Source organism: Mycobacteriales bacterium, from assembly GCA_035995165.1.
Classification (GTDB): Bacteria; Actinomycetota; Actinomycetes; order Mycobacteriales; family CADCTP01; genus CADCTP01.
The window spans coordinates 1-26,660 of the sequence record DASYKU010000050.1 but is presented as its reverse complement, the minus strand read 5'-3'; the positions used below and the strand labels follow the sequence as shown (position 1 = coordinate 26,660).

Genomic DNA, 26,660 nt, shown 5'->3' with positions numbered 1-26,660 from the left:
AGCGTCGCGATGTCGAATCGGATGGAACACGGCCTGGCAGGCAGGGTTCGCCGGACCCCGCCGAGCCGATCCGGCCTCCGAGGCAGGAACCGTGCCCGCTCGGTAGCCTCGTCGCCGTGGACCTGCTGCCCTTCGACGAGTACGCCCGCAGCTTGAACCGCAAGCGCGTGGCCGCTGGTGTGGTCTACCGGGACGATCGGCGAAGGGTGCTACTCGTCGAGACGAGCTATAAGGCCGAGTGGGACATACCCGGTGGAGCGGTCGAAGCCGACGAGGCGCCTTGGCGGACAGCGCGCCGTGAGGTCCGGGAAGAGCTGGGGCTCGACAGGCCGCTCGGACGGCTGCTCGCAATCGACTACATTCCAACGGACAGCCCGATGCCCGAGGGTATGGCGTTCCTCTGGGACGGGGGCATCCTCACCGACGAAGAAGTCGACGGTATCTCGCTGACCGACCCGGAGATTCTCTCGATCAAGTTCTGCACGACTGAGGACATCGCCAGGTTGGTCAAGCCGACCCTGGCGGGCAGGATCACAGCGGCGCTGCTCTCCGTCGAGCGCGGAACCATCACCCTGTGCGAGGCAGGTCAGCCGGTCGAGTAGTCGATGTTGACACACCATCCGCATAGGATGGTTGTTGTGGTCGACGGTTTCGCACTGCCGGACAACGTGGCTCGGCTTCGTAAGGCGCGAAATCTCTCCCAGGAGCAGTTGGCCGAAGCGACGCTGGTCGGGGTCGACACCATAGGACGGATCGAACGCGGGATTCGTCGAAACGTCCGGCCGGAGACGCTCGCTCGACTGGCGCGGGCGCTCGGCACGACACCGTTGGAACTGCTCGGCGCGGCCACGAGGACAGCGAGCGCTATTGACGCCGGCCTCCTTCGCCGAGGGATCGCAGCTCTGGATGACATCGATGATGTCCTGGACCCCGCCGAAGACCAGGACCTGCGCTCCATCGGCCAACTCTCAAGCTCAGGCCGCCGAGCTTGGGTCTCGTACGTCGCAGGCCGTACGGAAGACCTTCTGATCGAGCTGCCGCCTCTTCTGTCAGACGCCCGCAAGCTGGCCCACACGACGACCGGCGATGCGAATGCAGACGCTCACGGTGTTCTCACGCTTGCCTATCGGCTCGGAGCCGGCCTCGCCGGCCGCGTCGGGTTGAACGACCTTGCCTGGATCAGCGCGGAGCGGGCCTTGTCGGCGTCCAGACGTTCGCGCGCGCCGGAGTTGGAGACGGCAGTCTCGCTGAGATATCTCGTCTGGGTGCTCGTACGTCAAGGCCGGACGCTGGAGGCGGAGGAGCTCGCGATCCGCGCCGCGCAGGCGATCGAACCGCGGATCCTGGACAGGGACGAGGACCGAGCGGGTGTGTTCGGCAACCTCCTCTTCAATGCAGCGTCAGCGGCGATCGCCTCTGGACACGGCGACCGCGCGCGCGACTACCTCAGGGTTGCCCGCGCTGCCGCTGTGCGATTTGGCCAGCACGGCCGTGCGAACGAGGCCGCCATCTTCGGTCCTCGCGTTGTCGGTCTCCAGACGGTCGAAGCGGCGGTGCGCATGGGCGAGCCGGCAGCCGCTCTCGCACTGGCGAAGCACCTGTCAGCGACCGATCGCACCGTGCCGAGGTTCTGGGAGTCCGGACATCATCTGCACCTGGCTCGCGCGGCAATCGAGTTGCGGCACAACCGCGAAGGTCTTGCCCATCTGACGAAAGCCCGCGAGACAGCGCCTTTGTGGTCGGCGCGGCAACCTCTCGGCAGGTCGTTGATGACCAGTCTGCTCGAACGTAGCTCCAGGCGCCGGGATGGAGGCTTCGCCGAACTTGCTCAGCATTTCGGCGCGGCAGGCTGACTACCCCGCCTGCCCGATCAGGCTAGAAGCGTGGCGCGGTGGTGGTGGGCGAGACGGAGGAGGGCGGCGCCGGCGGCTTGGGTGGGTTGGTGGGCGGCGTAGTGGTCGACCGAAGAGTCGGTGAAGGGGACGGCGGGCAGGACGGAACCTTCGGCGTTCACCGCGACCGCCTCGGCGAAGAGGTCGTCGTACGTCGGCGCGTCGAAGACGACCGTGACCAGCAGGTCGGTGGCGAACGTGAGCGGGTCCACGCCCAGGCCGAGCACCCGCGCGCGGACGTGCCCGGCGCGGACGCCCGCGTTCATCCGTGCTCCGAACGGCCAGGCGTCGTAGTCGAAGGGGACCGCGTAGTCCTCGGCCGCGCCCAGCAGCTCCTCGGCGTACTCGCGGAGCATGCTGCGCCAGAGTGAGAGGTCCGCGGCGACCGTGGCGGGCGCGAGCGGCTGGAAGACGCCGACCGGGATCACCTGGATCATCCCGCCGGCGTGCCCGACCTTCGCCGGGTCCCGCCGATGCAGCGGCATCGTGACCGCACCGGTGGCCCGGTCGTGCCGGAGCGTCAGCGCGCTGAGGGCGAGGTTGGCCGGCCGCCGGCGCAGCTCGGTGGGATCCCCGATCGCCTCGCGCAGCGGCTGGGTGTCCAACTCCCCCAGAACAGCACCGGCGTACTCGTGCGCGGCGGCTTCCCCGGTGTCCAGGCCGTCGAAGTACGTGCCCGGTCCGAAGACCAGCCGCGGACCATCGCGCAGCGATGCCGACAGCAGCCGGTAGGTCGGGAGATCGCGGAGGTGGGCCGACGCAGAGAGCGCCACGATCGCGTCGGAGTACCGCCGGTAGGGCTGGCCATCGGCCCGGTGAGGCAGGACGGTCTGGTCGCCGCTCACACCGCCGTACGGTGCGTCAGCGACGTATTCGAGCCGGACAGAATCGAGCGGGATCGGCTCGGTAGGAAGCCACTCCGGCCGAATCAGCAGCGGCGCATCTCCAGCGAGCGACGCAGCATCGCCGAACGCCCGGACAGCGAGCGAATACCGCTCCCGCACGAGATACCGCCGAACCCGTAACCACTGCTCGCAACCGGAGATCATCGACCCGGGTTCACCTTCCGAACCGGAACCGAACGGAACGCGGGCCCGCCGGAGTCGCCCCCGCGGCCAACAAGAAGCGCGGCCCCTGGCCCGCGCTCTCCGCGGACAGGGGCCTAGGACGTGCGTGGGCGATACTGGGATCGAACCAGTGACCTCCTCGGTGTGAACGAGGCGCTCTCCCGCTGAGCCAATCGCCCGGGAACCCGGGAAAGCATACCGGATCAGCTGCTGACGAACGGCAGCCCCACCGAGAGATGCAGCGTCAGTGCGACCACCCCGAGCACGAAGCAGACGGTGACCAGCGAGATCAGGCCGCGGACGGCGAGGTGCTGCCGGCCGAGCCAGCGCAGCCATGACTTGAGCGTCCGGCGGGCGAAGTCGAGCACGCGTTCGGCCCACGCGAACTCAGTGGCGAGGATGCCGAGGCCGACGAACACGATCAGCCAGCCGGGGCCGGGCAGCGGCACCAGCGCCAGGCCGAGCACGACGATGAGGGTGCCGACGACCCCGACGCCGATCCGGTACGCCAGGGCGAGGGCGGGGTTCCGCTTGAGCCGCGCGCGGAAGCCGAGCCGGTCGGCCACCTCGTCCAGCAGGCCGGGCTCGTCGTCCTCGCGACGGTCCTGGTCGGTGGGCAGGGTGTCCTCCCGGGTTGCGGCTCGGCTACTTCGGCTGACCCACCGCTACGACTAGGCGAGGGGCCGTCGGCGTCGCCGTCCCGACCTCGGAGCTGAGCGCGAAGCAGGTCGCGGTGGAGACGCCAGGTTCGGATCCTATGTCGCGAACACTGAAGTCAGACTGAGTAACGGTGAACCCCTGGATGGGTTTCAAGTTGCTCGGTGTCGTGGTGTCGCAGTTCAGCGTCCAGAGCCAGTACGTCTGGTTGGCGCTGGTGGGACCCAGGGTCTCGACGATGATCTCGACCTGGTTCCCGCGGACGACCAGGGTCGCCCGCCGACTCTCGGACGGCTTGCCGTCAGAGGTCATCGCCGCGACGCGGGCCGGGCCGTTCGCGGTCAGCTGCTGGATGGCAGCCTCCCGTTGCGCGACGACCTGGCGGAGGTCATCTCGACTGGAGCGCAGCTGCACGTTCCAGACGGCGAGGCCGGCGACCAGTGCGACCACCGCGGCCGCCGCGGCGCTGACCGCGAAGCGCCGACGCCGCCGCGGCCGCTCGAACGGCACGACGACATCCGACTCGTCCGCATCGGAGGCCTGCCGGCCGCCGATGCCGGGCCGGACCGGCCCCTCGTCGGAACTCCACTGGACCGGCGGCCGTGCGCTGGCGAACTCGGACGGCGGCAGACCGTCGGCCCGGCGCTCGTCCGCCCGGTCGTCGGGACGCCGCACGATCGGGTCCACCGACGGCGGCGTGGCCTCCGGAGCCTGGTAGAAGTCCCCGGCCACCCCGTTCGGCGCCTCCTCGGCCTCCTCCCGGATGAACCAGTCGTGGCCGGACAAAGCCTCCTGCGCCGGCCACTCGCCCTCGGCGAGCAGCGGCGGGACAGCGCCCGACTCCCGCGGCTCGGCCGAGACCGCCGCCATCAGCCGCGTCTTCAGCGACGGCGGCGGCGCCTCGTCCGGCAGCGCGTACGCCAGGTCCGCCACCGTGTGCAGCGCATCCTTGACGCTCTCGGTGCACCGGTCGCAGCCAGGCAGGTGCGCGGCGAAGCGCTCCTCGTCCTCCGGGTCGAGCGCGGACAGCGCCCAGCCCACGGCGAGCGCATCCCATTCACCGTGCTCCCCGTACTGCTCGCGGGGGTCCATCGGCTCGCTCATGGCCGGCCCCCGTCCGGGGCCTCGTCCGGGAACGAACCGTCGGTGACCTCGTCGAGGAGCAGACGGAGCCGGCGCATGCCAGCCAGCATGCGCGTCTTGACTGTGCCGAGCGGAGTGCCTGTACGCGCGGCGATCTCCGACTGCGTGTACCCGGCGTAGTAGGCCAGCACGAGCGCTTCCCGCTGCGGCGGCGGCAATGTGGACAGTGCTTTGCGTACGCGTTCACCGCGCAGGCCCGCCCACGCGGCGTCCTCCACCGGCGGTGAGTCCGACACGCCGGCGGCGGTGAAGTAGTCGGCCTCCTCGGCCAGCGTCGCCCGCCGGGACCGGACCGTCTGCTCCCGCCGGACCGCGTCGACCGCCTTGTGGTGGGTCGCCGCGAGCAGCCAGCTCGGGAACCCGCCGCGCAGCGGGTCGTACTTGGCCGGGTCCCGCCAGAGGGCCAGGAAGACCTCCTGCACGACCTCCTCGGCGAAGACCTGATCACCCGTGATGCGGCGGGCCAGGGCGAACGCGGGCCGCACGTATCTGTCGTAGAGGGCCTCGAGCGCGCTGTTGTCGCCGTCGGCGAGGCGCTGCACGAGCACGCCGTCCGAGGCATCTGCCTCGGGCCGGGGTGCAGGCGGCCTCTCCATGACGGCTGTCCTCACAGGGAGTCTTCGTGAGCCGGGTGAATCCGGTTCACCTATTTGATGTCTTCGTCGAGCGACACATTACCCATTCGGAGCGACGCTCGTTGCGAAGGTAGTCACGCGTGGTAAGAAGTCATGCACACGGGGGGAACAGAAATGGCCGGTCGAGTGCCAGAAGTCCGTACGGCGGTGACGTTGCGTCTCGTAGTTCCGAGAGCCGACGTCCTGCTGGACGCGTCCCTCCGGTACGACCGGGACGATCCGTACGCAGTGCACCTCTCCTTTCCTACTTCTCCCGGGCGCGACCCGATCGAGTGGATCTTTGCACGATCGCTCGTGTCCGACGGCCTGAGCGTGCCCGCGGGCGACGGGGATGTCCGCATCTGGCCGTCGCCGGAGGACCTGGCCGGGCCGGTGTACGTCGAGCTGTGCTCACCGTCCGGCCGGGCGCTGTTCGCGGTGCCGCGTCCGGTGCTGGCCGACTTCGTCGCCCGCTGCCATGCGCTGGTGCCGCCGGGGGCCGAGCCGGAGCACCTGGATCTCGACGCCGAGCTGGACATGCTGCTGCACGACGACCTGAGCTGAGTCGCGGACCCGCCTGACGGTGGGGTCAGGGGCGGGTCGCGGTGAGGAACAGGTTGGCCCGGCGGAACAGGCGGGCGTCCAGGCGCTGGGGCGCATCCAGGACCTTCGCCAGCCGCGCGGGCAGCAGCAGCGCGGGCACCTGCAGCAAGCGCCAGTAGAACCCGGCGCCGTCGCGCGCGGCCGGGACGAACCCGGCGGTCGCGAGCGCGCCGAACAGGTCCTCGGCGCGGTAGTTGGTGTGCTCGGACCGGGTCCAGGCCATGTCGCCGCGCAGCCCGTCGGCAGCGTCGACGAAGCGGCGCTCGTACTCGGCCCGGCCGAAGCGGCGCTGGTAGACGGCGCGGTGCAGGCGTGGCCGGGTCAGCTTGGCGTCGTCCGGGTCCAGCACCGAGAACGCGTGCCGGGCCGGGACGGTGAGCACGAGCAACCCGCCCGGCCGCAGCACCCGGTGCAGCTCGGCCAGCGTGCCCGGCTCGTCGGCGACGTGCTCCAGCACGTCCAGAGCGCTGACCGAGCCGAACGCGCCGTCCGCGAACGGCAGCGCGGTCGCGACCCGGGCCAGTGCCAGCTCGGGGTCGGAGCTGCGGAGTACGCGCAGGTAGTCGGGGTGCGCGTCGACGGCGACGACCTCGAGCTTGGTCTCGCGGTGCAGCGCCCGGGTGAAGTCCCCGTCGCCGACGCCGAGGTCCAGGTGGCGGCCGGTGCGGGCGGCGAGCTGCCCCCAGGCCCAGCGGTAGCGGGCCAGCGGATGCCGCTCGAACGGGCCGGCCGGCGGCGCGACCGCGCTGTCCAGCAGCTCGCCCAGCCTGCCCGGGTCGGTGCGGGCCGGCAGCGGCGGCGCCGTGGCCAGCATCCGCCGCTCGGTGTCGGCGTGGCCGGCGACCGCCGCGGGGAGAGACAGGTCGTCGCCGGCCCGGACCCGGACGCGGCCGCCGGACCGCTCGCTGGTGAGGTACGCGACCTGGTGGTCGTTGCGCATCTCCCCCCGTGCGGCCTCCCGTGCCACCGCGATCGGAACCTTTCCGGCGCGCTGGGCCAGCCGCACGGTGTTTCCGCCGTGCGTGATCACGACATCGGCCTCGGTGATCCGGCGCAGTGTCTCGGCCGGCCCGAGGTACGGCTGGTGCGGGCACGGCGGGATGACGGAGGACGTACCGGTCTGCACGAAGACGTCGTGCTCGGCGCAGAGCGGGGCGACCGCCGCGACCAGCCGGTCGAACGGCCACGGGCCCATGCCGACGGTGACGAAGACCGAGCTCACCACAGCTCCCCGACGTTGACCGCGGCTCGGTGCCGGGTCAGCAGCTGCGCGCGCTGGACGACGACCTGGTCCGCGAGCCGGGCGCAGAGCCGCGCCGCCAGCCCGGCCCGATCAACGATGTTGAACGTCTCCACCCAAACGGCCCGTACGCCGGTGGCGCGGGCGGCGAGGAACCAGGGCACCGCAATCCCGCTGCCTGCAGAGACGACCACGTCGACGCGACCGGCTCGGAGGTGGGCCCGGGCGGTCGGGACGGCGGCCAGGACACGGTCCGGGCGGCTCGGGCTCAGCTCGTCGAGCCAGCGGACCGGATAGCCGGCCAGCAGCTCGCGCGTGTCGGGCGCGTCCACGGCAACCCAGCTCACGTCGTACCGGCCCCACCACGGCTCCAGGGCCAGCAGGTCGGGCAGGACCCCGCCACTGGAGGAGACCAGCAGGATGCGACGCACCGGGACACACTAGGTGGATCTCCGCCGGGGCGTGCAGGTATGTAACAAATAGGTCCCGTACGCCTGGCCACCGGTTAGGTTGTCTCCCGGGGGTCGGGACCTGGGGAGGTGCGGGGGATGGAGTGCGGGGCGGTGACCGTCGTGGGCGGCGCCGGATTCCTGGGCTCGGCGGTGGGGCGCCGGGCCGCGGTCGCAGGACGACCGGTGACGTCGATGGATCGTCTCCGGGCGGTGTCGCCACGCCTACCGGCGACGGTGGACCAGCGTGGTGTCGATCTGCTCATCGATCCGATGGAGCTGCCTGACGGCCTGGTCGTGCTGGCATCCGGAGGCAGCGATCCGCGCGCGGGCGACCCGTGGCGGCTCGTGCTGGACAACGTGGTGACCACCGCCCGGCTGCTGCCGGCGCTGGCCGGTCGCGAGGTGGTTCTCATCTCGTCCGTCGAGGTGTACGGCGCGGCCCAGGACGGGCTCCCGCTGGACGACGCCGCGATCGGGGCCTGGTGCGACGAGCTGCGCGTGCTGGCCCGGCGGCCGTGTCCGCCCTGGCAGGTGGCGGAGCTCTGCCGCGAGCTGGCCGCGGCCGACCCGACCGGCCGCTGGGTCTACGGGTTGGCCAAACGGGCCCAGGAGCTGCTCGTCCGCACGGTGGTCCCGCCCGACCGGCTGAGCGTGCTGCGGGCGGCGAACCTGTTCGGACCGGGGCAGGACCGGGTCGTGGCCCAGCTGAGCCGGCGCGCGCTGGCGGGGCTGCCGCTGGCCGTCACCGACGCCGTCCGGACGTTCCTGCCGGTGGACGACCTGGCGCGAGTGGTGCTCGACGGCGGCGCCGGGACGCTCGACGCCGGGCTCGCGGTGCTGCCGCTGGTGGAGCTGGCCGGCCTGGTGCTGGACACGCTCGGGCTGGATGCGCCGGTGGCGATCGCGCCGCCGCCGACCGTCGACGTCTGCGGGCGGATCGACACCGCGGAGTTCGTGCGGCGGCTCGGGGCCGGCGACGGGGCGGCCCGGCTGGAGCGGGAGCTGCGGTCGTTCGTGGGCCGGCTGGCCGACGAGGAGCTGCCGGCGTTCGCGCCGGCGCTGCCGGTGGTGCTGCCGCCGAGGCCGCGCCGGCCGGACGAGGTGGCGTACCGGACCCAGGCCTGTCTGGAGACCGGCAGCGTCAAGGGCGGCCCGTGGGCGTCGGCGCTGACCGAGGGGCTGCGGGAGGCGCTGGACCTGCCGCCCGAGTCGGCGCTGCTGGTCACGGCCTCGGGCTCGGCCGCGCTGCGGCTGGCCGTGCAGGCGATCGCCGGGCCGGTCGGGTTCGGGGACGTGGCCGTGCTGCCGTCGTTCACGTTCGCGGCGACCGGCGAGATGCTCGCGCAGCTCGGCTACACGCTGCGGTTCTGCGACGTGCGGCCGGACACCTGGACGATGGACCCGGCCTCGCTCGCGACCGCGCTGGAGCCCGGCGACGTGAGCGTCGTGGTCGCGGTGGACACGCTGGGCGCGCCGGCCGACTACGCCGCGCTGACCAAGGTCTGCGCCGACGCCGGGGTGCCGCTGGTCGCGGACTCCGCCGCGGCGCTCGGCGCCAGCCATCAGGGCCGTCCGGTCGCGACGCAGGCCGCTGCGCATTCGTACTCGTTGAGTTTCGCCAAGGTGCTCTCGGCCGGCGGGGGCGGCGGTGCGCTGGTGCTGCCGCGGGAGGCGGTCGAGCGGCTGCGGACGCCGATGGACTGGCTCCGCTCGGTGCCGATGGTGGAGACCGCGGCGATCGCGGCGCTGGACCTGCTCGCCGACCTCGACCTGCTCGTCGCGCGGCGCCGGGACGTGGCGGCTCGGTACGCGGAGATCGGCACCGCTCTCGGGGTCGTGCCGCACCGGGCCGCGGACGGGGACGAGCACGCCTGGGTGCACTGGGTGGCCCGGTTCGGCGACGTCGACCGGGACCGGCTGGCGGCCGAACTGCTGCGGCTCGGGGTGGCCACGAAGCCGTACTACGCTCCCCCGCTGCACTGGCACGACTGGCGCGGATACGCGGAGACGGCCGGGCCGCTGCCGGTGTCCGACCAGCTCGGTCGCGAGGCGCTCGCCCTGCCGATGTCCTCGGAGATCTCACCCCTGCAAGCCGACCGCGTCACCACCGCCGTGCTCACCGCCCTGGCCACCGCCCGACGCTGACCACGGACGGGCGGCCGTCCGCTCAGGTGGGGCGGTGGGCAGTGAGGAGGAGTTGCTTGCCGAGGTCGGCGAGGGACGGTTCGGCGGCGAGGCGGCGCTCGTGGGTGAGCTGGGCGGCGTAGTCGCGTTGGAGGCGGGTCTGCAGGTCGCGGCGACCGTGCACGGACGCGCCGACGAGCAGGCCGGCGACCCGGTCGACCATCAGGCCGGCGGCGTGGGCGGCTGCGGCCAGTTCGGCCGCGTCGAGCAGGTGCATGTCGGCCGCGTACCCGTCGACCTGCCAGCGGCCGCGCCTGGTGTGCAGTCGCTGCAGGGCCTCGTCCGGCCGACCGGCGGCAAGCAGTTCCAGCACGAGCGCCTGGCGGGAGTCGACCAGCACACAGACCGCGCCGCCGGGCCGGACCCACTCCGCGCACCGCGCGATCGCCGCGACCGGATCCGCGGCGTACTGCAGGGAGCCCATCGCGAGGACCACGTCGGCGCCGCCGGCCGGCAGCTGCGCCTGCTCGACGCCCGTCTCCAGCAGGGCGAAGTCCGTCCCGGCCAGCCGCGCCCGGGCGTGCGCCGCCATGCCCGGCGCGGGTTCCACACCGATCACCCGGTGGCCGGCCGCGACCAGCCGGGCGGCCCAGCGGCCGACCCCGCAGCCGACGTCGACCACGGTCGCCGCCCGCGGGACCAGCGCCGCGCACGCCTCCCAGGCCAGGTCGTCGTACGCCCGCCGGTGCGGCACGGCGAAGTGCGCGTCGTAGTCCGCGGCCAGCGCGTCGTAGAGCGGCGCGCTCGGCCTCATGCCGCCAGCGACCGGCGGCCGGCCCGCCACAGCACGTCGGCCGCGTACGTCCGAGGACGCCAGGCCAGGTTCAGCGCGTAGTTGCTGCCGCAGCCGACGCACTCCTTGCGGAAGAACCGCTCGTGCTCGTCCCTGTACTGCGTGCTCGCCACGATCTCGGCCAGCGGCGTCGTCCGCACGTTGTCCTTCGCGTCGTGGCCCCAGCAGCCGCCGACCTGCCCGGTCGAGTGCACCATCAGCTTGAGCTGCGATTCCGCGCACGGCAGCGGCCGCTGCAGCAGGTCGTCGAAGTGCCCGCGCATGTAGGACAGCTCCGAGTAGCGCGGCACGAACCGGTGGTCGGCCCGCAGCACCCCCTCGACCTCGGCCAGCGCGGTGTCGACCGCCTGCCGGTCGACCCGGGACTCGATCGAGACCTGCCCGTCCCGGAACAGGAACGTGTGATCGGTCGCGAGGTTGAGATACAGCTGCACTCGCAGCCGCTGCGCGAGCCGCATGATCTCCGGCAACGCGGCGACGGTCGATCGCATCACTGTGTAGTTCATCCGGACCCGGAGGTTCAGCTCGTCCCGGTGCGCGATCAGCCGCTCCAGCGCGTCGATCGTCTTGTCGAACGCCCCCTCCTTGCCGCGGATCTTGTCGTGCTGCGCGGCGTCCGGGCCGTCGACGGAGACGTTGACGCTGCGGATCCCGGCGTCCAGCACGGCGTTGAGCCGGCGGTCGTCGAGCAGGATCGCGTTGGTGTTCAGGTGCAGGGAACGGATCCCCGCATCCCGCGCGTACGCCATCAGCTCCGGGGCGTCGCGCCGCAGCAACGGCTCACCGCCGGTGAAGTTCGCCTTCACGATGCCGAGTCCGGCGATCTGATCGATCGCGTCCCGCCACTCGGCGCCGTCCAGCTCCGAGCGCGTCACGGTCCGCCAGCAGGCGCAGCTCACACACTTCAGATTGCAGTTGTCGGTGAGGAACAGCTCGGCGACCAGCGGCCGGACGTGCAGCCGTGGCGCCAGGTGCTCCTTCACCGCGAGCCGGCCGAAGAACCCGGCCAACCGCAGCTTGTCCCCCATACCCGTCACGGGCAGCGTTCGCATCCCGTTCCCTCCCACCCGACCCGGACCCCGACCGACCACAGTAGGCCTGCCCGGGTGCGTCAGTGGATGGTCCGGGCTCCGGAGACCGGGACACCGCCCACGATCGTGGTCCGGACAGCCGGCGCGCCGAGGTGCGCGAGCAGGTCAGCCTCGTGCTCGGCCTCCAGTACGACCAGGTCACCGGGGGCGTTGAGCTTGAGCACTCCGAGGTCGGGCCGTCGCAGCGCGGCCGCTCCCCCGACGGTCGCGGCCCGGATCGCCTCGGACACCGAAAGGCCGAGCAGCGGAGCGGCGAGCTGCAGCGCGTACGGAACGGACTCGCACCAGGACGTACCGGGGTTGCAGTCGGTGCCGAGGGCGAGGGTGACGCCGGCGTCGCGCAGGATCCGGGCGTTGTCCCAGGACCCGCCGGTGGACAGGGTCGCGGTCGGCAGCAGGACGCCGGTCACGCCGGCCGCCGCCATCGCCTTGGCGCCGGGTTCGTCGACGTGCTCCAGGTGGTCGGCGGAAGCGCAGCCGCACTCGGCGGCCAGCGCGGCGGCGCCGGTGCGGGTGAGCTGCTCGGCGTGCAGGCGGCCGCCGAGCCCGGCGCTCGTCCCGGCCGCGAGCAGGGTCCGGGCCTCCTCGACGGTGAACGCGCCGCGGTCGCAGAACACGTCGATCCAGCGGGCGCCGGCTGCCTTCGCCGCCGGCAGGGCGGCCGCGAGGGCGGCGACGTGCGCGGCCCGGTCGACCCCCGGCGGGACCACGTGCGCGAGCAGGGTCGGCTCGACCCGCAGCGGGGTGCGCTCGGCCAGCCGCCGGACCAGGCCGAGCAGGCGCAGCTCGGCCGCGGGGTCCAGGCCGTAGCCGGTCTTCACCTCGACCGTGGTGGTGCCGTTCGCGGCCATCCGGGCGAGCCGGGCCGCGGCCAGCTCCAGCAGCTCGTCGTCGGTGGCGGCGGTGGTGGCGGCGACGGTCGAGGCGATGCCGCCGCCGTCGTAGCGCTCGCCGGCCAGACGGGCCGCGTACTCGTCCCGGCGGGAGCCGGCCCACAGGGCGTGCGTGTGCGGGTCGACGAAGCCGGGCAGCACGCAGGCGCCGCCGGCGTCGAGCTCGGGGGCGTCGGTGATCGTCCAGGGGACGCGGTCGTCGGGACCGACCCAGGCGACGACGCCGTTGCGTACGGAGACGGCGGCCGGGCCGTCGAGCGGGTCACCGTTGTTGGTCACCACCCGGCCCGCCCGCCGGATCAGCACGTCGCCCGCCGGAGGCACTACTCCGCCCCCGGGCGGTCGCCGCCCGGTCCCCCGGCCCCCGAGCCGGCCGCCGCACCCGTCCCGGCGGCCGCACCCGTCCCGGCCGCCCCACCCGTCCCGGCCGCCGCACCCGAGCCGGCCGCCCGGCCGGATCCGCCGGACGGTGAGCTGGCGCTACCCGAGCCGCCCGCGGCGTCCGGTACGCCGGCCGCCGGATCCGGGGTCTGCCAGGAAGGGGCGTGGGTGCCCGGCTGGAGGGGGATGCGGATGCCGACGTCGCGGGCGGTGGACTCGGCGATCTCGTAGCCGGCGTCGGCGTGCCGGAGCACCCCGGTGCCGGGGTCGTTGGTGAGCACCCGCTCGACCCGCTCCCGCGAGGCCGGCGTCCCCTCCGCCACGACCACGAGCCCGGCGTGGATCGACTTGCCGATGCCGACCCCGCCGCCGTGGTGCACCGACACCCAGGACGCCCCGGACGCCGTGTTGACCAGCGCGTTGAGGATCGGCCAGTCGGCGATCGCGTCCGACCCGTCGCGCATCCCCTCGGTCTCCCGCTCCGGCGAGGCGACCGAGCCCGAGTCGAGGTGGTCGCGCCCGATCACCACCGGCGCCGAGATCACCCCGCGGGCGACCAGGTCGTCGAACGCGGTCCCGGCGACGTGCCGCTCGCCGTACCCGATCCAGCAGATCCGGGACGGCAGGCCCTGCCCCTTGACGCGGGCCTGGGCGAAGCGGACCCAGCGCTGCAACCCGTCGTCGTCCGGGAACGCGTCCAGCACGGCCTTGTCGGTCGCGGCCAGGTCGGCCGGGTCGCCGGACAGGCAGGCCCAGCGGAACGGCCCGGAACCGCGGGCGAACAGCGGCCGGACGTACGCGAGCACGAAGCCGGGATAGGAGAACGCGTCCGCGAGCCCGGCGTCCTGGGCCTGCCCGCGCAGCCCGTTGCCATAGTCGAAGACGACCCGCCCGTCGCGGGCGAACGCGACCATCGCGGCGCAGTGCTCGAGCATCGACTGCTGAGCCCGGCGCACGTACTCCTCGGGCTTGGTCCGGCGCAGCTCCAGCGCGTCGGCCAGCGGCATCCCGGCCGGGACGTAGCCGTGCAGGGCGTCGTGGGCGGAGGTCTGGTCGGTGACGATGTCGATGTCCGGACAGGTCGCCTGCAGCTGCGGGAAGACCTCGGCCGCGTTCGCGATCACGCCGACCGACAGCGCCCGGCGCTCCTGCCTGGCGGCCAGCACCAGCGCCAGCCCCTCCTCCAGCGAGCCCGCGATCACGTCGAGGAAGCCGCCGTCCAGCCGCCGCTGCGCCCGCGACGGGTCGACCTCGATGCAGAGCACCGCGCCGCCGTTGCCGGTCACCGCGAGCGGCTGGGCGCCGCCCATGCCGCCGAGTCCGGCGGTCAGCGTCGCGGTGCCGGCCAGGGTGCCGCCGAAGTGCTGGTCCGCCACCTCGGCGAAGGTCGCGTACGTCCCCTGCAGGATGCCCTGGGTGCCGATGTAGATCCACGAGCCCGCGGTCATCTGCCCGTACATGGTCAGGCCGGCGTCCTCGAGTTCGCGGAAGTGCTCGGGGGTGGCCCACTTGGGGACGATCAGCGAGTTCGCGATGAGAACGCGCGGCGCCTGCTCGGTCGTACGCACGATGCCGACCGGCTTGCCCGACTGAACCAGCAGCGTGTCGTCCGGCGCCATCGTGCGCAGCGACTCGACGATCGCGTCGAACGACCGCCAGTCCCGGGCGGCGCGGCCGGAACCGCCGTAGACGACGAGGTCGTCCGGGCGCTCGGCCACCTCCGGGTCGAGGTTGTTCTGCAGCATCCGCAGCGCCGCCTCGGCGCCCCAGCTGCGGGCCGTACGGACCGGGCCGCGGGGGGCCCGCACCACTCTCGCTCCCTGCATGGATCCGACCGTATCCCTTCTACCGGAGCTCGCCGGTGACCGCTTCGGCGGCCGCCACCACGGCCGGCAGCAGGTCGCGGACGGCCTCGATCTGCGGCGTGACCTCGCGGTCGACGTACATCGGCGGGACGTGCTCGCGGATCAGCGCGTGCACCGCCGCGGCGGCCGGACCGGGAGCGGCCGTCGCCGACCGCAAGTCGATCGCCTGGGCCGCGCAAAGCAGCTCGACGGCCAGGATCGTGGCCACGTTGCCGATGACCTCGCCGGCCTTGCGGGCGGCGTGCCAGCCCATCGAGACGTGGTCCTCCTGGTTGCCGCTGGTCGGGATGCTGTCCACGCTCGCCGGGTGGGCCAGCACCTTGTCCTCGGCCACCAGCGACGCGGCGGTGTACTGGGCCAGCATGAAGCCCGAGTTCGTGCCCGGGTTCGCGGCCAGGAACGGCGGCAGCCCGCGCGACGTCGCCGGATCCAGCAGCCGGTAGACCCGCCGCTCGCTGATGCTCCCGAGCTCGGCCGCGGCCATCGCGAGCATGTCGCCCGCGAACGCCAGCGGCTGCCCGTGGAAGTTGCCGGTCGACATGACCTCGTACCCGTCGCCGTCGACCTCCGGCACCACGACCGGGTTGTCGACGATCGACGAGAGCTCCACCTCCACCACCCCGCGGCAGTACGCCAGGGCGTCCCGGGAGGCACCGTGCACCTGCGGCGCACACCGCAACGAGTACGGGTCCTGTACGGCGTGGTTCGAGTGCCGGTGCGACGCCAGCAACGGGCTGCCGGCCAGCAGCCGCCGCAGGTTGGCCGCGCTGGCCAGCTGCCCGGCATGCGGACGGATCCGGATCACCCGGTCGTCGTACGCGCGGTCCGTGCCGAGCAGCGCCTCGACCGACAGCGCGCAGGCCACGTCGGCGGCCCTGCTCAGCCCCTCGGCGTCGGCGACGGCCAGCGCGAGCAGCGCCTGCATCGGCTCGGTGCCGTTGATGAGGGTCAGCCCCTCCTTGGCCGCCAGGATCAGCGGCTCCAGCCCGGCCTCGGCCAGCACCTCGGCCGCGGGACGGCCGTTGAGCCGGCCCTCGCCGACCAGTGGCAGCGCGACCGCGGCCAGCTGGGCCAGGTCGCCGGACGCGCCGACCGAACCCTTGGACGGCACCACCGGCAGCAGGTCCAGCTCCAGCAGGTCCAGCAGCCGGGCCGGCAGCTCGGGCCGGCAGCCGGACGCGCCGGCCGCGATCGTGCGGGCCCGCAGCAGGAGCAGCGCCCGGACCGCCTCGGGCGGCAGCGGGACGCCGGTGCCGGCCGCGTGCGAGCGGACCAGCGCCAGCTGCATGGTCTCCAGGTCCTCGCGGGCGACCGAGACGTCGGCCAGCGCGCCGAAGCCGGTGCTCACGCCGTACACGACCGCGCCCCGCTCGACCGCGTCGGCGACCACGGCCCGGCTCGGCGCCATCCGGGCCGCGACCTCGGGACCGAGCTCGGCCCGGGCCCGCCGCCGGGCCACGTCCACCACGTCGTCGAGTGCGAGCCCGTCGCCATTGACGGAAATCGTCCGCATCCTCAGGACCGTAGTTGGTGCTAGAACAGCACGGTGGAGGCGGAGGTCATCGCGCGCTCGTCCCGGCCGCTGACCGCGGTGACGCTGGCCGCGCAGCTGCGGGCGGCCGAGTCGCCGGCCGGCGGGATCGTGCTCGTGCACTCGGCGATGTCCCGGCTGGGGTTCGTGGTCGGCGGGGCGCAGGCCGTGGTCGAGGCCCTGACCCTCGCGCTCGGCCCGGACGGGACACTGATGATGCCGACGCAGTCCGGTGGGCTGACCGACCCGGCGACCTGGCAGCGGCCACCGGTGCCGCCGGAGTGGTGGGACGAGATCCGCGCCGGGATGCCCGCGTACGACCCGCGGGCGACGCCGACCCGCGGGATGGGCGCCGTACCGGAGTGCTTCCGGTCCTGCGCCGGGGTGTTGCGCAGCGCGCACCCGACCGACTCGTTCGCCGCCCGTGGGCCGCGGGCACAGTGGCTGCTGGACCCGCACCCGCTGCCGTACGGGGTCGGCGAGGGCTCTCCGCTCAGCCGCCTGTACGAGGCGGGCGGCCACGTGCTGCTGCTCGGTGTCGGCCACGGCAACAACACCACGCTGCACCTGGCCGAGCACCGGTCCGGGCGGGGCCGGGAGATGCTCGGTGGGTCGCCGGTGCTCGTGGACGGACAGCGCGGGTGGGTTCGATTCCCGACGCTGGACTGGGACGACTCCGACTTCCCGGCCGTCGGCGCGGCGTACCCCGGCCCCGTCACCGCGGCCCGGGTCGGCCTCGCCGACAGCCTCCTGCTGCCGGTCGTCCCGCTCGTCGACTTCGCCGCCGGGTGGTTCCGGACCCACCGCCCGTGAACGGCCTGCGGCGCCGGATCGACGCGGTCAACCGGGCACACCCGTGGAGTCACAACGCCCACTACCTGCCCTGGGTGCTGCGGCAGGTGCCGCCCGGCGCCCGGCGCGCCCTCGACGTCGGTTGCGGCACCGGGACGCTGCTGCGGGCGCTGGCCCGCGTGGTCCCGGCGGCCGAGGGCATCGACCGCGACCCGCGCGTCGCGGCGCTGGCCGACGCCCGGATCCTCGACCTGCTCGACCTCCCGCCCGAGCCCGCGTACGACCTGGTCACCGCCGTCGCGGTCGTGCACCACCTGCCGTTGGTCCCGGCGCTGGAACGGCTGAAGGCGCTGGTCCGGCCGGGCGGACGGCTGGTGATCGTCGGCTGCTACCGCACGGCGACCCGGGCCGACCGGGCCGTGGACCTGGTCGCGATCCCGGCGAACCTGATAGTCGGGCTGCTCACGTCCACCGGCACGGCGCCGGCCGGCATGTCGGCGCCGGTCGCGGCGGCGGCCGAGCCACTGGCCGAGATCCGGGCCGCGGCGCGGGCGGTGCTGCCGGGCGCGCGGATCCGGCGGCGGCTGTTCTGGCGCTACACGCTGGTCTGGCCTCAGAACTAGACGGTCCAGTCTAGTTTGCGTATGGTACTGGACAGTCCAGTTCCCGTACGGAGGAGGAGACCGATGGCCCGGATCGTGGTGATGGAGAACCTCAGCCTGGACGGCGTGATGCAGGGCCCGGGGCGGGCCGACGAGGACACCCGGGACGGGTTCGATCGGGGCGGCTGGTTCCAGCCGTACAACGACGGGGTGCTGGGGCGCTATCTCGGCAGCCTCGCGGGCGGCCCCGGCCGCGGTGGGCTGCTGCTGGGGCGGCGGACGTACGAGGACTTCCACGGGTACTGGCCGAAGCAGCCGGACAACCCGTTCACACCCGCGCTCGACGCGAACCTGAAGTACGTCGCCTCGACCACGCTGACCGAGCCGCTCCCCTGGCAGAACTCGGTGCTGCTGCGCGATCCGGTGAAGGAGCTGCCGGAGATCGACGCGGACCTGACCGTGCTCGGCAGCGGCGAGCTGGCCCGCTCGCTGAGCGAGGCCGGCCTGGTCGACGAGTACCTGCTGCTGGTCGCGCCGGTGCTGCTCGGCCGGGGCCGGCGGCTGTTCAGCAGTCAGGAGGGTCCGCTGCGGCTGACCGAGTGCGTGCCGACGACCACCGGCGTGCTGATCAGCCGGTACCGGCCGGCGTGACCGAGACCCGCTCGGACCGCAAGAACAGCGCGATCGTGGCGGCGGCGACCCGCGTCTTCCTGGAGCACGGATACGCGGGCACCAGCATGGACGAGGTCGCCCGCACCGCCGCCGTCTCGAAGCAGACCGTCTACAAGCACTTCGCCGACAAGAAGACCCTCTTCGAGAGGGTCATGCGAGCCACCAGCGAGCCCATGCACGCCGCCCTGCGGTCCGCGGCGAGCGAGGCCGGAACGGATCTCCACGCGTACGGGACCGCGCTGGTGACGCAGGTCCTCGCCCCGGACGTGGTCCGGCTGCGCCGGATGATCGCGGCCGAGGCGAGCCGCTTCCCGGAACTGGCCGCGGCCTGGCACGCGCAAGGCCCCGACAAGACCATCGACGAACTCGCCGACCGCCTGGCCGCCACCCCCGGCCTGCACTGTCCCGACCCCCACGAGGCGGCGTCGCAGCTGATGTGGCTCCTGATCGCCGACCCGCTGCTGCGCTCGATGTTCGTCGCGATGGACCCGCTCTCCCCCACCGAGGTCCGCTCTCGCGTGGATACCGCCCTCACCACATTCCAGGCGGCCTACGGACGCCCGGAACTCACTTAGTCACCGGAAATCTCAGGTGCGTCACCCGGTCGCCCTGAATGCAGAGCGTCGGGTCGCCGAGCGGGACGTCCGTCAGGGACATGCCGCCAAAATACGGACGTCCTTTCCCCATCACGACGGGAACCAGGTCGACCACGACCTCGTCGAGCAACCCGGCCTCCAGGCACTGCCGGGTGATCGTGCCGGCGGCGACCGACACGACCTTGTCCCCGGCGATCTCCTGACCCTTCGCCACGGCCGCGTCAATTCCGTCCGTGACGAAATGGAACGGCGCGTCCGGGTACCGCTCGACCCACTCGGTCGGCACCTCGTGGGTAAGGACGACGACCGGAACGTCCAGGGTGTGGATGCCGCCCCATCCGTCGGTGGTGTCGAACAGCGTCCGCCCGCAGATCAGCACACCGAAGCTGCCGACCAGCTCCCGCCAGTACTCGGCGCTCTGCGGGCTCAGGTGAAACACCAGTCCGTCCGTCGCCGTCTTGATCTCGACGGTCCCGTTGAAGTACCAGTCGAAGAGCCGGCCGATCGTGTTGTCGTCCTTGGCGATGCAGCCGTCGAGTGACATCGACGACGACGCGGTGACCTTTCCCATGCCGGTCATGTATCCACTACGCCGCCCGATCGAAACGCCCTCACCCCCGGATCACCGGGAACTTGAGATGGGTGACGCGGTCTCCCTGGACGCAATAGTCCGGGTCACCGAGCGGGGCGTCCTCCATGCCGAGGCTCCCGAAGTACGGGCGCCCCTTCCCCATCACGACGGGGACAAGGTCGACGGTCACCTCATCGAGTACGCCGGCATCCAGGCACTGCCGGGCCACGGTGCCGGCGCTGACGCAGACGACGCGATCGCCGGCGAGTTCCCGAGCTTTCGCGGCGGCCGCCTCGACCCCGTCCGTGACGAAGTGGAACGGCGCATCCGGATGCTCCTCGACCCAGTCGGTGGGCACCTCGTGGGTCATGACGACGACCGGCACGCCCATGTTGTGGGTCCCGCCCCACCCGCCGGCGACGTCGAAGAGCGTCCGTCCACAGATCAGCGAACCGAGGCCGCCCGCCCACTGCCGCCAGTGCTCGGCGCTCGGCGGGCTCAGGTGGACCTTCATCGACGGAATCGCCGTGTCGATCTCCACTTCCCCGTTCTGGAGCCAGTCGAACAGTCGTCCGATCGAGTTGTCGTCCTTGGCGATGTACCCGTCCAACGACATGGACGCTGATGAAGCAAGTTTGGCCATGCCCCAACACCTGTCACCAAGCGCCACACTTGAAACGCACAGTCACCAACAAGGGAAGTCGGCGAGGCACCCGGCCGTCCGGGGCCGGGAAGGGGCAAAGCCCCAGGAGTGGCCGTGGGGGCAAGGGGCGAAGCCCCAGGAATGGGGGCAAGGGGCGAAGCCCCAGGCGTGGGGCCAAGGGGCGAAGCCCCAGGCGAAGCCCCAGGAGTGGGGGCAAGGGGCGAAGCCCCAGGCGTGGGACGGGATGGCGAAGCCGACCAACCCCCGGGGGTCCGGGGGTCCGGCCCCCCGGGATGAATGACGACGACCCCACCCGCGAAGCAGGTGGGGTCGGGTCGACGTGGGCGCTACAGGGATTGAACCTGTGACCTCTTCCGTGTCAGGGAAGCGCTCTCCCGCTGAGCTAAGCGCCCGAGGCGGAGGCGGGAATCGAACCCGCGTACAGGGCTTTGCAGGCCCTTGCCTAAGCCACTCGGCCACTCCGCCGAAGCCGGGAAGGTTCCCCGGAACGGCAGGACGCCCGAAGGCATCTCCGAGCGGACGACGGGATTCGAACCCGCGACCCTCACCTTGGCAAGGTGATGCTCTACCAACTGAGCCACGTCCGCAGCGCGTACAAGACTGTATCCGATCGTGGAACACGGCTTCAAACCGGTACCGCGGCGGGGCGCGCCGCAGGGCAGGATGGCGGCATGAGGCCGTGGCAGTCCGACTTCGTCGGCCGGTACGAGCACGGGACGATCGAGTCCGAGGCGCTGCAGGGCAACCCGCTGGGCGACGAGTGGCGCCGCCCGCTCTGGGTCTACCTGCCCCCGGCGTACGACGCGGACCCGGCCGCCCGCTTCCCGGTGATCTACCTGATCCAGGGCTACACCGGCACGATCGGCATGTGGGGCAACCGGTCGCCGTTCCGGCCGACGGTGCTGGAGCTGATCGACGACGTGTTCGCGAGGACGGACACGCCGCCGGCGCTGGTGGTCGGCGTCGACGCCTGGACCGCGTACGGCGGGAGCCAGTTCGTCGACTCCCCCGGCACCGGGAACTACCACACGTACCTCTGCGACGAGGTCGTGCCGTTCGTGGACGGGCGCTGGCGGACGATCGCCGACCGGGAGTCGCGGGCGATCACCGGCAAGTCCAGCGGCGGGTTCGGCTCGCTGATCACGCCGATGCTGCGGCCGGACCTGTTCGGCGCGTTCGCCAGCCACGCCGGCGACACCCTCTACGAGCTCTGCTACATCAAGGACTTCGGCGAGGCGGCCCGGACGCTGCGGGACCAGTACGACGGGTCGTTCGAGAACTTCTGGGCCGACTTCCGCTCGCGGGTTCCGATGACGAAGCCGGGCGACGGGAACCTCTGCAGCGTGTACGGGGTGGCGGCGGCGTTCTCGGCGAACGACGACGGGACCGTGCAGCTGCCGTTCGAGGTCGGGACCGGGCGGCTGATCCCGGAGGTCTGGCAGCGCTGGCTGGACTGGGACCCGGTCCGGATGGTCCCGAAGTACGCCGAGGCGCTGCGATCGCTGCGGGCGATCTGGATCGACGCCGGCACCCACGACGAGTACTTCCTCGACCTGGGCGCGCAGGCGTTCGTCGACGAGCTGGCGAAGGTCGGCGTGACGCCGGACGTCTTCGAGCTCTTCGACGCCGGTCACCCGATGATCGAGTACCGGTACCCGCTGGCGATGCGCTTCCTCTCCGAGCGCCTGGCCCGGCCCACCACCTAGCCCCGGCCCGCCACCTGCCCCGGCCCACCACTCCTCAGCCCGGCGCGCCGGACAGGCCGGTGCAGGCGACGAGGCCGGTCCACTTGCGCATGATCCGGGCCGCGGTCTGCCCGGTCGCCGGCACCGGCACCCCGCGCCCGTCGATGCGGGCCGGCTCGAAGTCGGCCCGCACCACCCGCCGGCCGGCGAACGCGAGCCGGAGCACGCCGGTGTCGTTGGAGAAGGCGGCGTCCCGCCACCAGAGGTAGTTGCCCAGCCCGTACGCGACGTACGTGGTCCCGAGGTAGCCGGCGCCGAGCAGCTGGTGCGCGTGCGTGCCGACGACCGCGTCCGCACCGGCGGCCGCGAGCCGGGCCGCCAGCGCGCGCTGGTCGGCGCTCGGGCAGCCCTGCCCCTCGACGCCCCAGTGCAGGTAGACGACCACGACCTCGGCCCGGCTGCGGGCCGCCCGGACGGACGCGACCAGCCGGTCGTCGTACGCGGAGGCGATCCCGGGGCTGCTCTCCCCCGCCGACCAGGCCGCGAGCGTGTGGTCCCGGATCTGGCTGGCCGCGAGCAGCGCGACCCGGTGGCCCTTGATCTCGGTGTAGTACGGCGCGTACGCCTGGGTCGCCGTCGGCCCGATCCCGATCGAGGGGAAGGTGCGGATCGCGGCCAGCGTGTCGGCCAGGCCGGTCGCGCCGTAGTCGGCGGCGTGGTTGTTGGCCAGCGTGACCAGGTCCACCCCGGCCGCCCGCAGCGCGGTGAACGCGGTCGCCGGCGCCCGGAAGTGGAACTCCTTCGGCTCCGCCGCCCCGCGCGACGTGATCGCGGTCTCCAGGTTGACCATGGTCAGGTCGGCGCCGCGCAACGCCGACGCGGCCTCGGCGAACGTGGTCGCGGGATCGGCGTCCAGCCGGGTCGCCGTCCGTCCGGCGAAGTGCACGTCGCCGGCGAAGGCGAGCGTGATCCGGGCCGCCGGCGTCTCGGTCGCGGCCGGCAGGGTCGCGGCCGGCAGGGTCGCGGCCGGCTGGGTCGCCGGGGCCGAGACCGGAGTCGGCCCGGCCGCCGGTCCGGCGGTCGGGCGGGCCGCCGATCGGACCCCGTGGGCGGCCAGCACCAGCCCGGTCACGACGAGGACGACCGCGAGGGCGGCGGTGAGGCCCGTCCGCAGGCGGCCGCCGCGCCGGGGCTCCGGCCGGACATGCACGGCCGGACCCTATCCCGGCCTGGCAAGGTATCCAGGTATGGACGAGTTCGGGGACGGGCCGGAGATCGCGCTGCCGAAGGGCGACGTGACCGAGGGCGTGGTCCGCATCGGCGACACGGTCCGGCGGCCGCGCCAGGAGCAGTCCCCGTTCGTCGCCGGCTACCTGGACCACCTGGCCGCGGTCGGGTTCGCCGGCGCACCCCGCTTCCGCGGTGTCGACCACCGCGGCCGCGACGTGCTCGACTTCGTGCCGGGGGACGTGCCGGGCGCGCCGCCGGAGCCGTGGGCCTGCACCGACGAGGTCGTCACCGGCGTCGGCACGCTGCTGCGTGAGCTGCACGAGGCGTCCGCGGGCTGGACGCCGGCGCCGGAGCTGCGCTGGTTCGGGCGGGACCGGGTGGTCGCGGGCGTCTCGCCGGAGCTGGCCGCGCTGCCCGGGCCGCCCGAGCTGGTCGCGCACTGCGACGTGACCCCGCAGAACGTCGTCTTCCGGAACGGGCGGCCGGTCGCGCTCGTCGACTTCGACCTGGCCCGGCCGACGCGGCGGGTCGCCGACGTGCTCAACACGGCGATGTGGTGGGTGCCGCTGCAGGACCCGATCGACCGCGCGCCGGCGCAGGTGGACGTGGACGTCCCGGCCCGGCTGGCCGCCTTCCTCGACGCATACGGGCTGCCGGCGGCGGAGCGGGCGGAGCTGCTGGAGCTGGCCGACCCGATGTGGCGGCGCAGCTGGCTGTCGATGCGGCACAACGCCCGGACGCTCGGCGGCGGCTGGGCCCGGATGTGGGACGAGGGCGCGGGCGAGACGATCGAGCGGCGCCGGGCCTGGTTCGCGGCGCACCGCCCGACGTTACGATCCCGGCCGTGACCGAGGCCGAGGACCTGCTGCCGGAGCTGTCGCTGCCGCCGGACGCCGGGCCGCACCCGGACGAGGCCGAGCGCGAGGCCCGGTGGTCCGCGCTGAACCAGCGCGCCCTGCTCTCGGTGCACCCGGGCGACGACGCCAGCTACTCCCTCTACGCCGACCACCCGACCGTCCGGGCCGAGCTGGCCACGCTGGCCGCGGCCGAGGCCCGCGTGCACCCCGAGCTCGAGGTCGGCGCCCTGCTCGGCGACGGCCACCTCATCCTCGCCGTACGGCTGCTGGACACGGACGAGGACGACGCCGGGACCGGCTGACCCGCCGTCGGCGAACGATCAGGGCTGGGATGCGACGCGCTCGGCCCAGACCCGGTCGACCTGGGCCCGCAGGTCCTCGACGCTGCCGTCGTTGACGAGCACCACGTCGGCGATCGCCCGGCGCTGCTCGTCGGTGGCCTGGCTCGCCATCCGGGCCCGGGCCTGCTCGGCCGGCATGCCGCGGTCGCGGGTCAACCGCTCCACCCGCAGCGCCGGCGGCGCCTCCACCACCACGACCAGGTCGAACGAGCCCGCCTGCCCGGTCTCGGTCAGCAGCGGGATGTCCTGCACGACGACCGTGCCGGCCGGCGCGGCGGCGATCCGCTCCGCCACCCGGGCCCGGATCCGCGGGTGCAGGACCCCGTTCAGCCGCGCCCGGGCGCCCTCGTCGGCGAACACGACCGCGGCCAGCGCGGGCCGGTCGAGCCGGCCCTCGCCGTCCAGCACCCGGTCGCCGAACTCGGCCGCGACCGCCCGCAGCCCGTCCGTACCCGGCTCGACGACCTCGCGGGCGACCAGGTCGGCGTCGATCACCAACGCGCCGAGCTCGCCGAACCGGCGCGCCGCGGACGACTTCCCGGACCCGATCCCGCCGGTCAACCCGATCTGCACGGCGCCGACCCTACGACCTGGCCGGACATCCACCGAGACAGGCCGATGACGCTGCGGCGCGCCGCACAAGATCGGCACCGCGGAGCCCGTAGGCTCCGCGCCGCGACGGCTTCCCCAGCCCGAAAGGTGGTCGCATCATGGCCAAGCACCGGCGCCCACCTACCGTGGGACGCCACCGGTTCGGCACCCCCGGGCTGCTGCACTGCCGCAGCCACGAATCCGTCATGTTGCGGATCCGTGAGACCCGGCCGCCGCTCTGGTCGGCGCTGCGCTGGCGTGGCCGTCACACCGAGATCGCGCTGACCCGCAGCGGCGCCCGCCCGCGTCCGGCCTTCGCGCTGATCGCCTCGCTCTAGCCGGCTCACTGGCCCCAGTTGGCCAGCACCTTGGTCGCGATGCTCACGACCGCGCGGTCGGGCTGCCCGCGGGTGGACCGGAGCACGGTCACCGCGACCGTACGGTTCCCCTGCGCGACGACCGCGGTGAAGCCGGTGCGATTGCCGATCACCGTGGTGGCCCGGCCGGCGACGGTGGCCTCCGACTGTGAGGTCGCGCCCGACCGCAGGTCGGCGACGGTCGCCGCGACGCGGTCGGTGGCCGCCTTGGCGTCGGTGTAGGTGGAGGCGCCGACCTCGACCGGGACGGGTCCGCGGCCGCCCTTGGCCAGGCCCCACTGGCAGGTGATCCGGCCGGTCCGGCCGATGGAGGGCTGGGCCACGCCCACCACGTACCGGGTCTCGCCGAACAGCGGGCGGCCCAGGGCCTGGTCCAGGTCGGTGAACGGGAGGATCTCGTCGCAGCCGATCGGCAGGTCCGGGGTCGGCGTGGGCGTCGGTGCCGAGGACGAGTCGGCGGCGGACGTCGGGGCGGCGGTCGTGGTCGCCGCGGCCTGCGGCTGGTCGCCGCCGGACGTGCAGCCGGCCACCACCAGACCGGCCAGCGTCCCGAGCAGGACCCGCGGGACGACCCAGCGCATCGTCATGCGAGCACGCTAGCGCTCTGCACCCCCGTAGCGGAGGAGGGCGCGGCGGCGTCCGGACCGCAGCGACGCGCCGACGAAGTCGCCGCGCGGCGCGGAGGGAGGACGCCGCCTTTCAGCGCCCTCGCGGAGCGAGGACAAGCAGAGCCCCGCCCGGCGAACCGGGCGGGGCTCTGACGTACTACTGACTAGGCGCGACCGCCGGCCAGCTTCTCACGCAGCGCCGCGAGCGCCTCGTCCGAGGCCAGCGTGCCCCCGGAGTCCACGGTGTCGGACGTGTACGAGGTCTCGCCGGTCGCCTCGGCCTCCGCGGCCTGGGCCTGCTGGACCTGCTTGACGTGGGCCTCGTAGCGCGTCTGGGCCTCCGCGTACTGCTTCTCCCAGGTCTCGCGCTGCGACTCGTACCCCTCGAGCCACTCCCCGGACTCCGAGTCGAAGCCCTCCGGGTAGATGTAGTTGCCCTCGGTGTCGTACTGCGCGTCCATCCCGTACTGCGCCGGGTCGAACTCGCCGGGCTCGCCGCCGGTGCCGGCACCCTCGTTGGCCTGCTTGAGCGAGAGGCTGATCCGGCGCCGGTCCAGGTCGATGTCGATGACCTTGACCAGGATCTCCTGGCCGACCTGCACGACCTGCTCCGGGATCTCCACGTGCCGCTCGGCCAGCTCGGAGATGTGCACCAGGCCCTCGATGCC

The 26,660-nt window shown here is 73.2% G+C and carries 28 protein-coding genes, 4 tRNA genes and 1 pseudogene; 12 read left to right on the top strand and 21 right to left on the bottom strand.

Features of this window, described 5'->3' with window-relative positions; all coding sequences use genetic code 11:
* Nucleotides 1-116: 116 nt before the first annotated feature.
* Nucleotides 117-602: an NUDIX hydrolase gene (locus VGP36_08545; GenBank protein ID HEV7654767.1), complete on the top strand. Its 486-nt coding sequence runs from the start codon at nucleotides 117-119 to the stop codon at nucleotides 600-602.
* A 36-nt stretch (nucleotides 603-638) separates the two neighbouring features.
* Nucleotides 639-1,853 (top strand): helix-turn-helix transcriptional regulator, encoded by a 1,215-nt coding sequence (locus tag VGP36_08540; protein ID HEV7654766.1) that lies wholly within the window; start codon nucleotides 639-641, stop codon nucleotides 1,851-1,853.
* Between the two features lie 17 nt (nucleotides 1,854-1,870).
* Here VGP36_08540 and VGP36_08535 read toward each other — a convergent pair whose 3' ends face one another.
* The 5 genes from VGP36_08535 to VGP36_08515 all read right to left on the bottom strand — a co-directional run bounded on the left by VGP36_08535 (nucleotide 1,871) and on the right by VGP36_08515 (nucleotide 5,355).
* The gene (locus VGP36_08535; GenBank protein HEV7654765.1) at nucleotides 1,871-2,737 is read right to left on the bottom strand and encodes a hypothetical protein; all 867 of its coding nucleotides are present in this window, start codon (nucleotides 2,735-2,737) and stop codon (nucleotides 1,871-1,873) included.
* Nucleotides 2,738-3,066: 329 nt separating this feature from the next.
* Nucleotides 3,067-3,138, bottom strand: a tRNA-Val gene (locus tag VGP36_08530).
* A 24-nt stretch (nucleotides 3,139-3,162) separates the two neighbouring features.
* On the bottom strand, nucleotides 3,163-3,525 hold the full coding sequence (locus VGP36_08525; GenBank protein ID HEV7654764.1) for a TIGR02611 family protein: 363 nt from the start codon (nucleotides 3,523-3,525) through the stop codon (nucleotides 3,163-3,165).
* 79 nt (nucleotides 3,526-3,604) lie between these two features.
* The gene (locus VGP36_08520; protein HEV7654763.1) at nucleotides 3,605-4,720 is read right to left on the bottom strand and encodes an anti-sigma factor; all 1,116 of its coding nucleotides are present in this window, start codon (nucleotides 4,718-4,720) and stop codon (nucleotides 3,605-3,607) included.
* A complete protein-coding gene (locus VGP36_08515; GenBank protein ID HEV7654762.1) occupies nucleotides 4,717-5,355 on the bottom strand; it encodes a sigma-70 family RNA polymerase sigma factor in 639 nt (212 codons plus the stop codon). The genes VGP36_08520 and VGP36_08515 overlap by 4 nt, the downstream gene beginning before the upstream one ends.
* Before the next feature lie 186 nt (nucleotides 5,356-5,541).
* On the opposite strand from VGP36_08515, the gene VGP36_08510 reads away from it, so the two are divergent.
* Nucleotides 5,542-5,937, top strand: a complete 396-nt coding sequence (locus VGP36_08510; GenBank protein HEV7654761.1) for an SsgA family sporulation/cell division regulator — start codon at nucleotides 5,542-5,544, stop codon at nucleotides 5,935-5,937.
* Between the two features lie 25 nt (nucleotides 5,938-5,962).
* On the opposite strand, the gene VGP36_08505 is transcribed toward VGP36_08510, so the two are convergent.
* Nucleotides 5,963-7,198: a methyltransferase domain-containing protein gene (locus tag VGP36_08505; GenBank protein ID HEV7654760.1), complete on the bottom strand. Its 1,236-nt coding sequence runs from the start codon at nucleotides 7,196-7,198 to the stop codon at nucleotides 5,963-5,965.
* Nucleotides 7,195-7,647, bottom strand: a complete 453-nt coding sequence (locus tag VGP36_08500) for a hypothetical protein (protein ID HEV7654759.1) — start codon at nucleotides 7,645-7,647, stop codon at nucleotides 7,195-7,197. The genes VGP36_08505 and VGP36_08500 overlap by 4 nt, the downstream gene beginning before the upstream one ends.
* A 117-nt stretch (nucleotides 7,648-7,764) precedes the next feature.
* Between VGP36_08500 and VGP36_08495 the strand changes: the two genes are divergently transcribed.
* The gene (locus VGP36_08495) at nucleotides 7,765-9,813 is read left to right on the top strand and encodes a DegT/DnrJ/EryC1/StrS family aminotransferase (GenBank protein ID HEV7654758.1); all 2,049 of its coding nucleotides are present in this window, start codon (nucleotides 7,765-7,767) and stop codon (nucleotides 9,811-9,813) included.
* Between the two features lie 22 nt (nucleotides 9,814-9,835).
* Here VGP36_08495 and VGP36_08490 read toward each other — a convergent pair whose 3' ends face one another.
* The 5 genes and pseudogenes from VGP36_08490 to hutH all read right to left on the bottom strand — a co-directional run bounded on the left by VGP36_08490 (nucleotide 9,836) and on the right by hutH (nucleotide 16,388).
* Complete coding sequence (locus VGP36_08490; GenBank protein HEV7654757.1) at nucleotides 9,836-10,606, bottom strand: class I SAM-dependent methyltransferase; 771 nt, start codon at nucleotides 10,604-10,606, stop codon at nucleotides 9,836-9,838.
* Nucleotides 10,603-11,697 carry a radical SAM protein gene (locus tag VGP36_08485; protein ID HEV7654756.1) on the bottom strand — a complete coding sequence of 365 codons (1,095 nt, stop codon included), beginning with the start codon at nucleotides 11,695-11,697 and terminating at the stop codon, nucleotides 10,603-10,605. The genes VGP36_08490 and VGP36_08485 overlap by 4 nt, the downstream gene beginning before the upstream one ends.
* A 59-nt stretch (nucleotides 11,698-11,756) precedes the next feature.
* Nucleotides 11,757-12,935: an imidazolonepropionase gene (hutI, locus tag VGP36_08480; GenBank protein ID HEV7654755.1), complete on the bottom strand. Its 1,179-nt coding sequence runs from the start codon at nucleotides 12,933-12,935 to the stop codon at nucleotides 11,757-11,759.
* A 245-nt stretch (nucleotides 12,936-13,180) separates the two neighbouring features.
* Nucleotides 13,181-14,836 (bottom strand): annotated as a pseudogene (gene hutU, locus VGP36_08475) (urocanate hydratase).
* A 19-nt stretch (nucleotides 14,837-14,855) separates the two neighbouring features.
* On the bottom strand, nucleotides 14,856-16,388 hold the full coding sequence (hutH, locus tag VGP36_08470) for a histidine ammonia-lyase (protein HEV7654754.1): 1,533 nt from the start codon (nucleotides 16,386-16,388) through the stop codon (nucleotides 14,856-14,858).
* A 33-nt stretch (nucleotides 16,389-16,421) separates the two neighbouring features.
* Here hutH and VGP36_08465 point away from each other — a divergent pair, with 33 nt between their 5' ends.
* From VGP36_08465 to VGP36_08450, 4 genes are all read left to right on the top strand, one after another.
* On the top strand, nucleotides 16,422-17,219 hold the full coding sequence (locus tag VGP36_08465) for an AAC(3) family N-acetyltransferase (protein ID HEV7654753.1): 798 nt from the start codon (nucleotides 16,422-16,424) through the stop codon (nucleotides 17,217-17,219).
* Nucleotides 17,216-17,821 (top strand): class I SAM-dependent methyltransferase, encoded by a 606-nt coding sequence (locus VGP36_08460; protein ID HEV7654752.1) that lies wholly within the window; start codon nucleotides 17,216-17,218, stop codon nucleotides 17,819-17,821. The genes VGP36_08465 and VGP36_08460 overlap by 4 nt, the downstream gene beginning before the upstream one ends.
* Nucleotides 17,822-17,884: 63 nt before the next feature.
* The gene (locus VGP36_08455; protein HEV7654751.1) at nucleotides 17,885-18,451 is read left to right on the top strand and encodes a dihydrofolate reductase family protein; all 567 of its coding nucleotides are present in this window, start codon (nucleotides 17,885-17,887) and stop codon (nucleotides 18,449-18,451) included.
* Nucleotides 18,448-19,047: a TetR/AcrR family transcriptional regulator gene (locus VGP36_08450; protein HEV7654750.1), complete on the top strand. Its 600-nt coding sequence runs from the start codon at nucleotides 18,448-18,450 to the stop codon at nucleotides 19,045-19,047. Before VGP36_08455 ends, VGP36_08450 begins: the two co-directional genes overlap by 4 nt.
* Here the strand turns inward: VGP36_08450 and VGP36_08445 are convergent.
* The 5 genes from VGP36_08445 to VGP36_08425 all read right to left on the bottom strand — a co-directional run bounded on the left by VGP36_08445 (nucleotide 19,040) and on the right by VGP36_08425 (nucleotide 20,890).
* A complete protein-coding gene (locus tag VGP36_08445) occupies nucleotides 19,040-19,648 on the bottom strand; it encodes a dihydrofolate reductase family protein (GenBank protein HEV7654749.1) in 609 nt (202 codons plus the stop codon). The two genes, VGP36_08450 and VGP36_08445, sit on opposite strands and share 8 nt — an antisense overlap.
* A gap of 31 nt (nucleotides 19,649-19,679) precedes the next feature.
* Nucleotides 19,680-20,180, bottom strand: coding sequence for a dihydrofolate reductase family protein (locus VGP36_08440; GenBank protein ID HEV7654748.1), 501 nt, complete (start codon nucleotides 20,178-20,180; stop codon nucleotides 19,680-19,682).
* Between the two features lie 443 nt (nucleotides 20,181-20,623).
* Nucleotides 20,624-20,695, bottom strand: a tRNA-Val gene (locus tag VGP36_08435).
* 1 nt (nucleotide 20,696) lies between these two features.
* Nucleotides 20,697-20,768, bottom strand: a tRNA-Cys gene (locus tag VGP36_08430).
* A 49-nt stretch (nucleotides 20,769-20,817) separates the two neighbouring features.
* Nucleotides 20,818-20,890 (bottom strand) — tRNA-Gly (locus tag VGP36_08425).
* 84 nt (nucleotides 20,891-20,974) lie between these two features.
* Here VGP36_08425 and VGP36_08420 point away from each other — a divergent pair.
* Complete coding sequence (locus VGP36_08420; GenBank protein HEV7654747.1) at nucleotides 20,975-22,009, top strand: alpha/beta hydrolase-fold protein; 1,035 nt, start codon at nucleotides 20,975-20,977, stop codon at nucleotides 22,007-22,009.
* A gap of 34 nt (nucleotides 22,010-22,043) precedes the next feature.
* On the opposite strand, the gene VGP36_08415 is transcribed toward VGP36_08420, so the two are convergent.
* Complete coding sequence (locus VGP36_08415; protein ID HEV7654746.1) at nucleotides 22,044-23,198, bottom strand: CapA family protein; 1,155 nt, start codon at nucleotides 23,196-23,198, stop codon at nucleotides 22,044-22,046.
* A 37-nt stretch (nucleotides 23,199-23,235) separates the two neighbouring features.
* Here VGP36_08415 and VGP36_08410 point away from each other — a divergent pair, with 37 nt between their 5' ends.
* Nucleotides 23,236-24,066, top strand: coding sequence for a phosphotransferase (locus VGP36_08410; GenBank protein HEV7654745.1), 831 nt, complete (start codon nucleotides 23,236-23,238; stop codon nucleotides 24,064-24,066).
* Nucleotides 24,063-24,377, top strand: coding sequence for a hypothetical protein (locus VGP36_08405; protein ID HEV7654744.1), 315 nt, complete (start codon nucleotides 24,063-24,065; stop codon nucleotides 24,375-24,377). The genes VGP36_08410 and VGP36_08405 overlap by 4 nt, the downstream gene beginning before the upstream one ends.
* Before the next feature lie 18 nt (nucleotides 24,378-24,395).
* Here the strand turns inward: VGP36_08405 and coaE are convergent, their stop codons facing one another.
* Nucleotides 24,396-24,989 carry a dephospho-CoA kinase gene (gene coaE / locus VGP36_08400; protein HEV7654743.1) on the bottom strand — a complete coding sequence of 198 codons (594 nt, stop codon included), beginning with the start codon at nucleotides 24,987-24,989 and terminating at the stop codon, nucleotides 24,396-24,398.
* 224 nt (nucleotides 24,990-25,213) lie between these two features.
* Between coaE and VGP36_08395 the strand changes: the two genes are divergently transcribed.
* Nucleotides 25,214-25,345 carry a hypothetical protein gene (locus tag VGP36_08395; protein HEV7654742.1) on the top strand — a complete coding sequence of 44 codons (132 nt, stop codon included), beginning with the start codon at nucleotides 25,214-25,216 and terminating at the stop codon, nucleotides 25,343-25,345.
* A 5-nt stretch (nucleotides 25,346-25,350) separates the two neighbouring features.
* On the opposite strand, the gene VGP36_08390 is transcribed toward VGP36_08395, so the two are convergent.
* Complete coding sequence (locus tag VGP36_08390) at nucleotides 25,351-25,971, bottom strand: hypothetical protein (GenBank protein HEV7654741.1); 621 nt, start codon at nucleotides 25,969-25,971, stop codon at nucleotides 25,351-25,353.
* Between the two features lie 185 nt (nucleotides 25,972-26,156).
* Nucleotides 26,157-26,660: S1 RNA-binding domain-containing protein (locus tag VGP36_08385; protein HEV7654740.1), on the bottom strand; the 504-nt coding region annotated here is incomplete at its 5' end.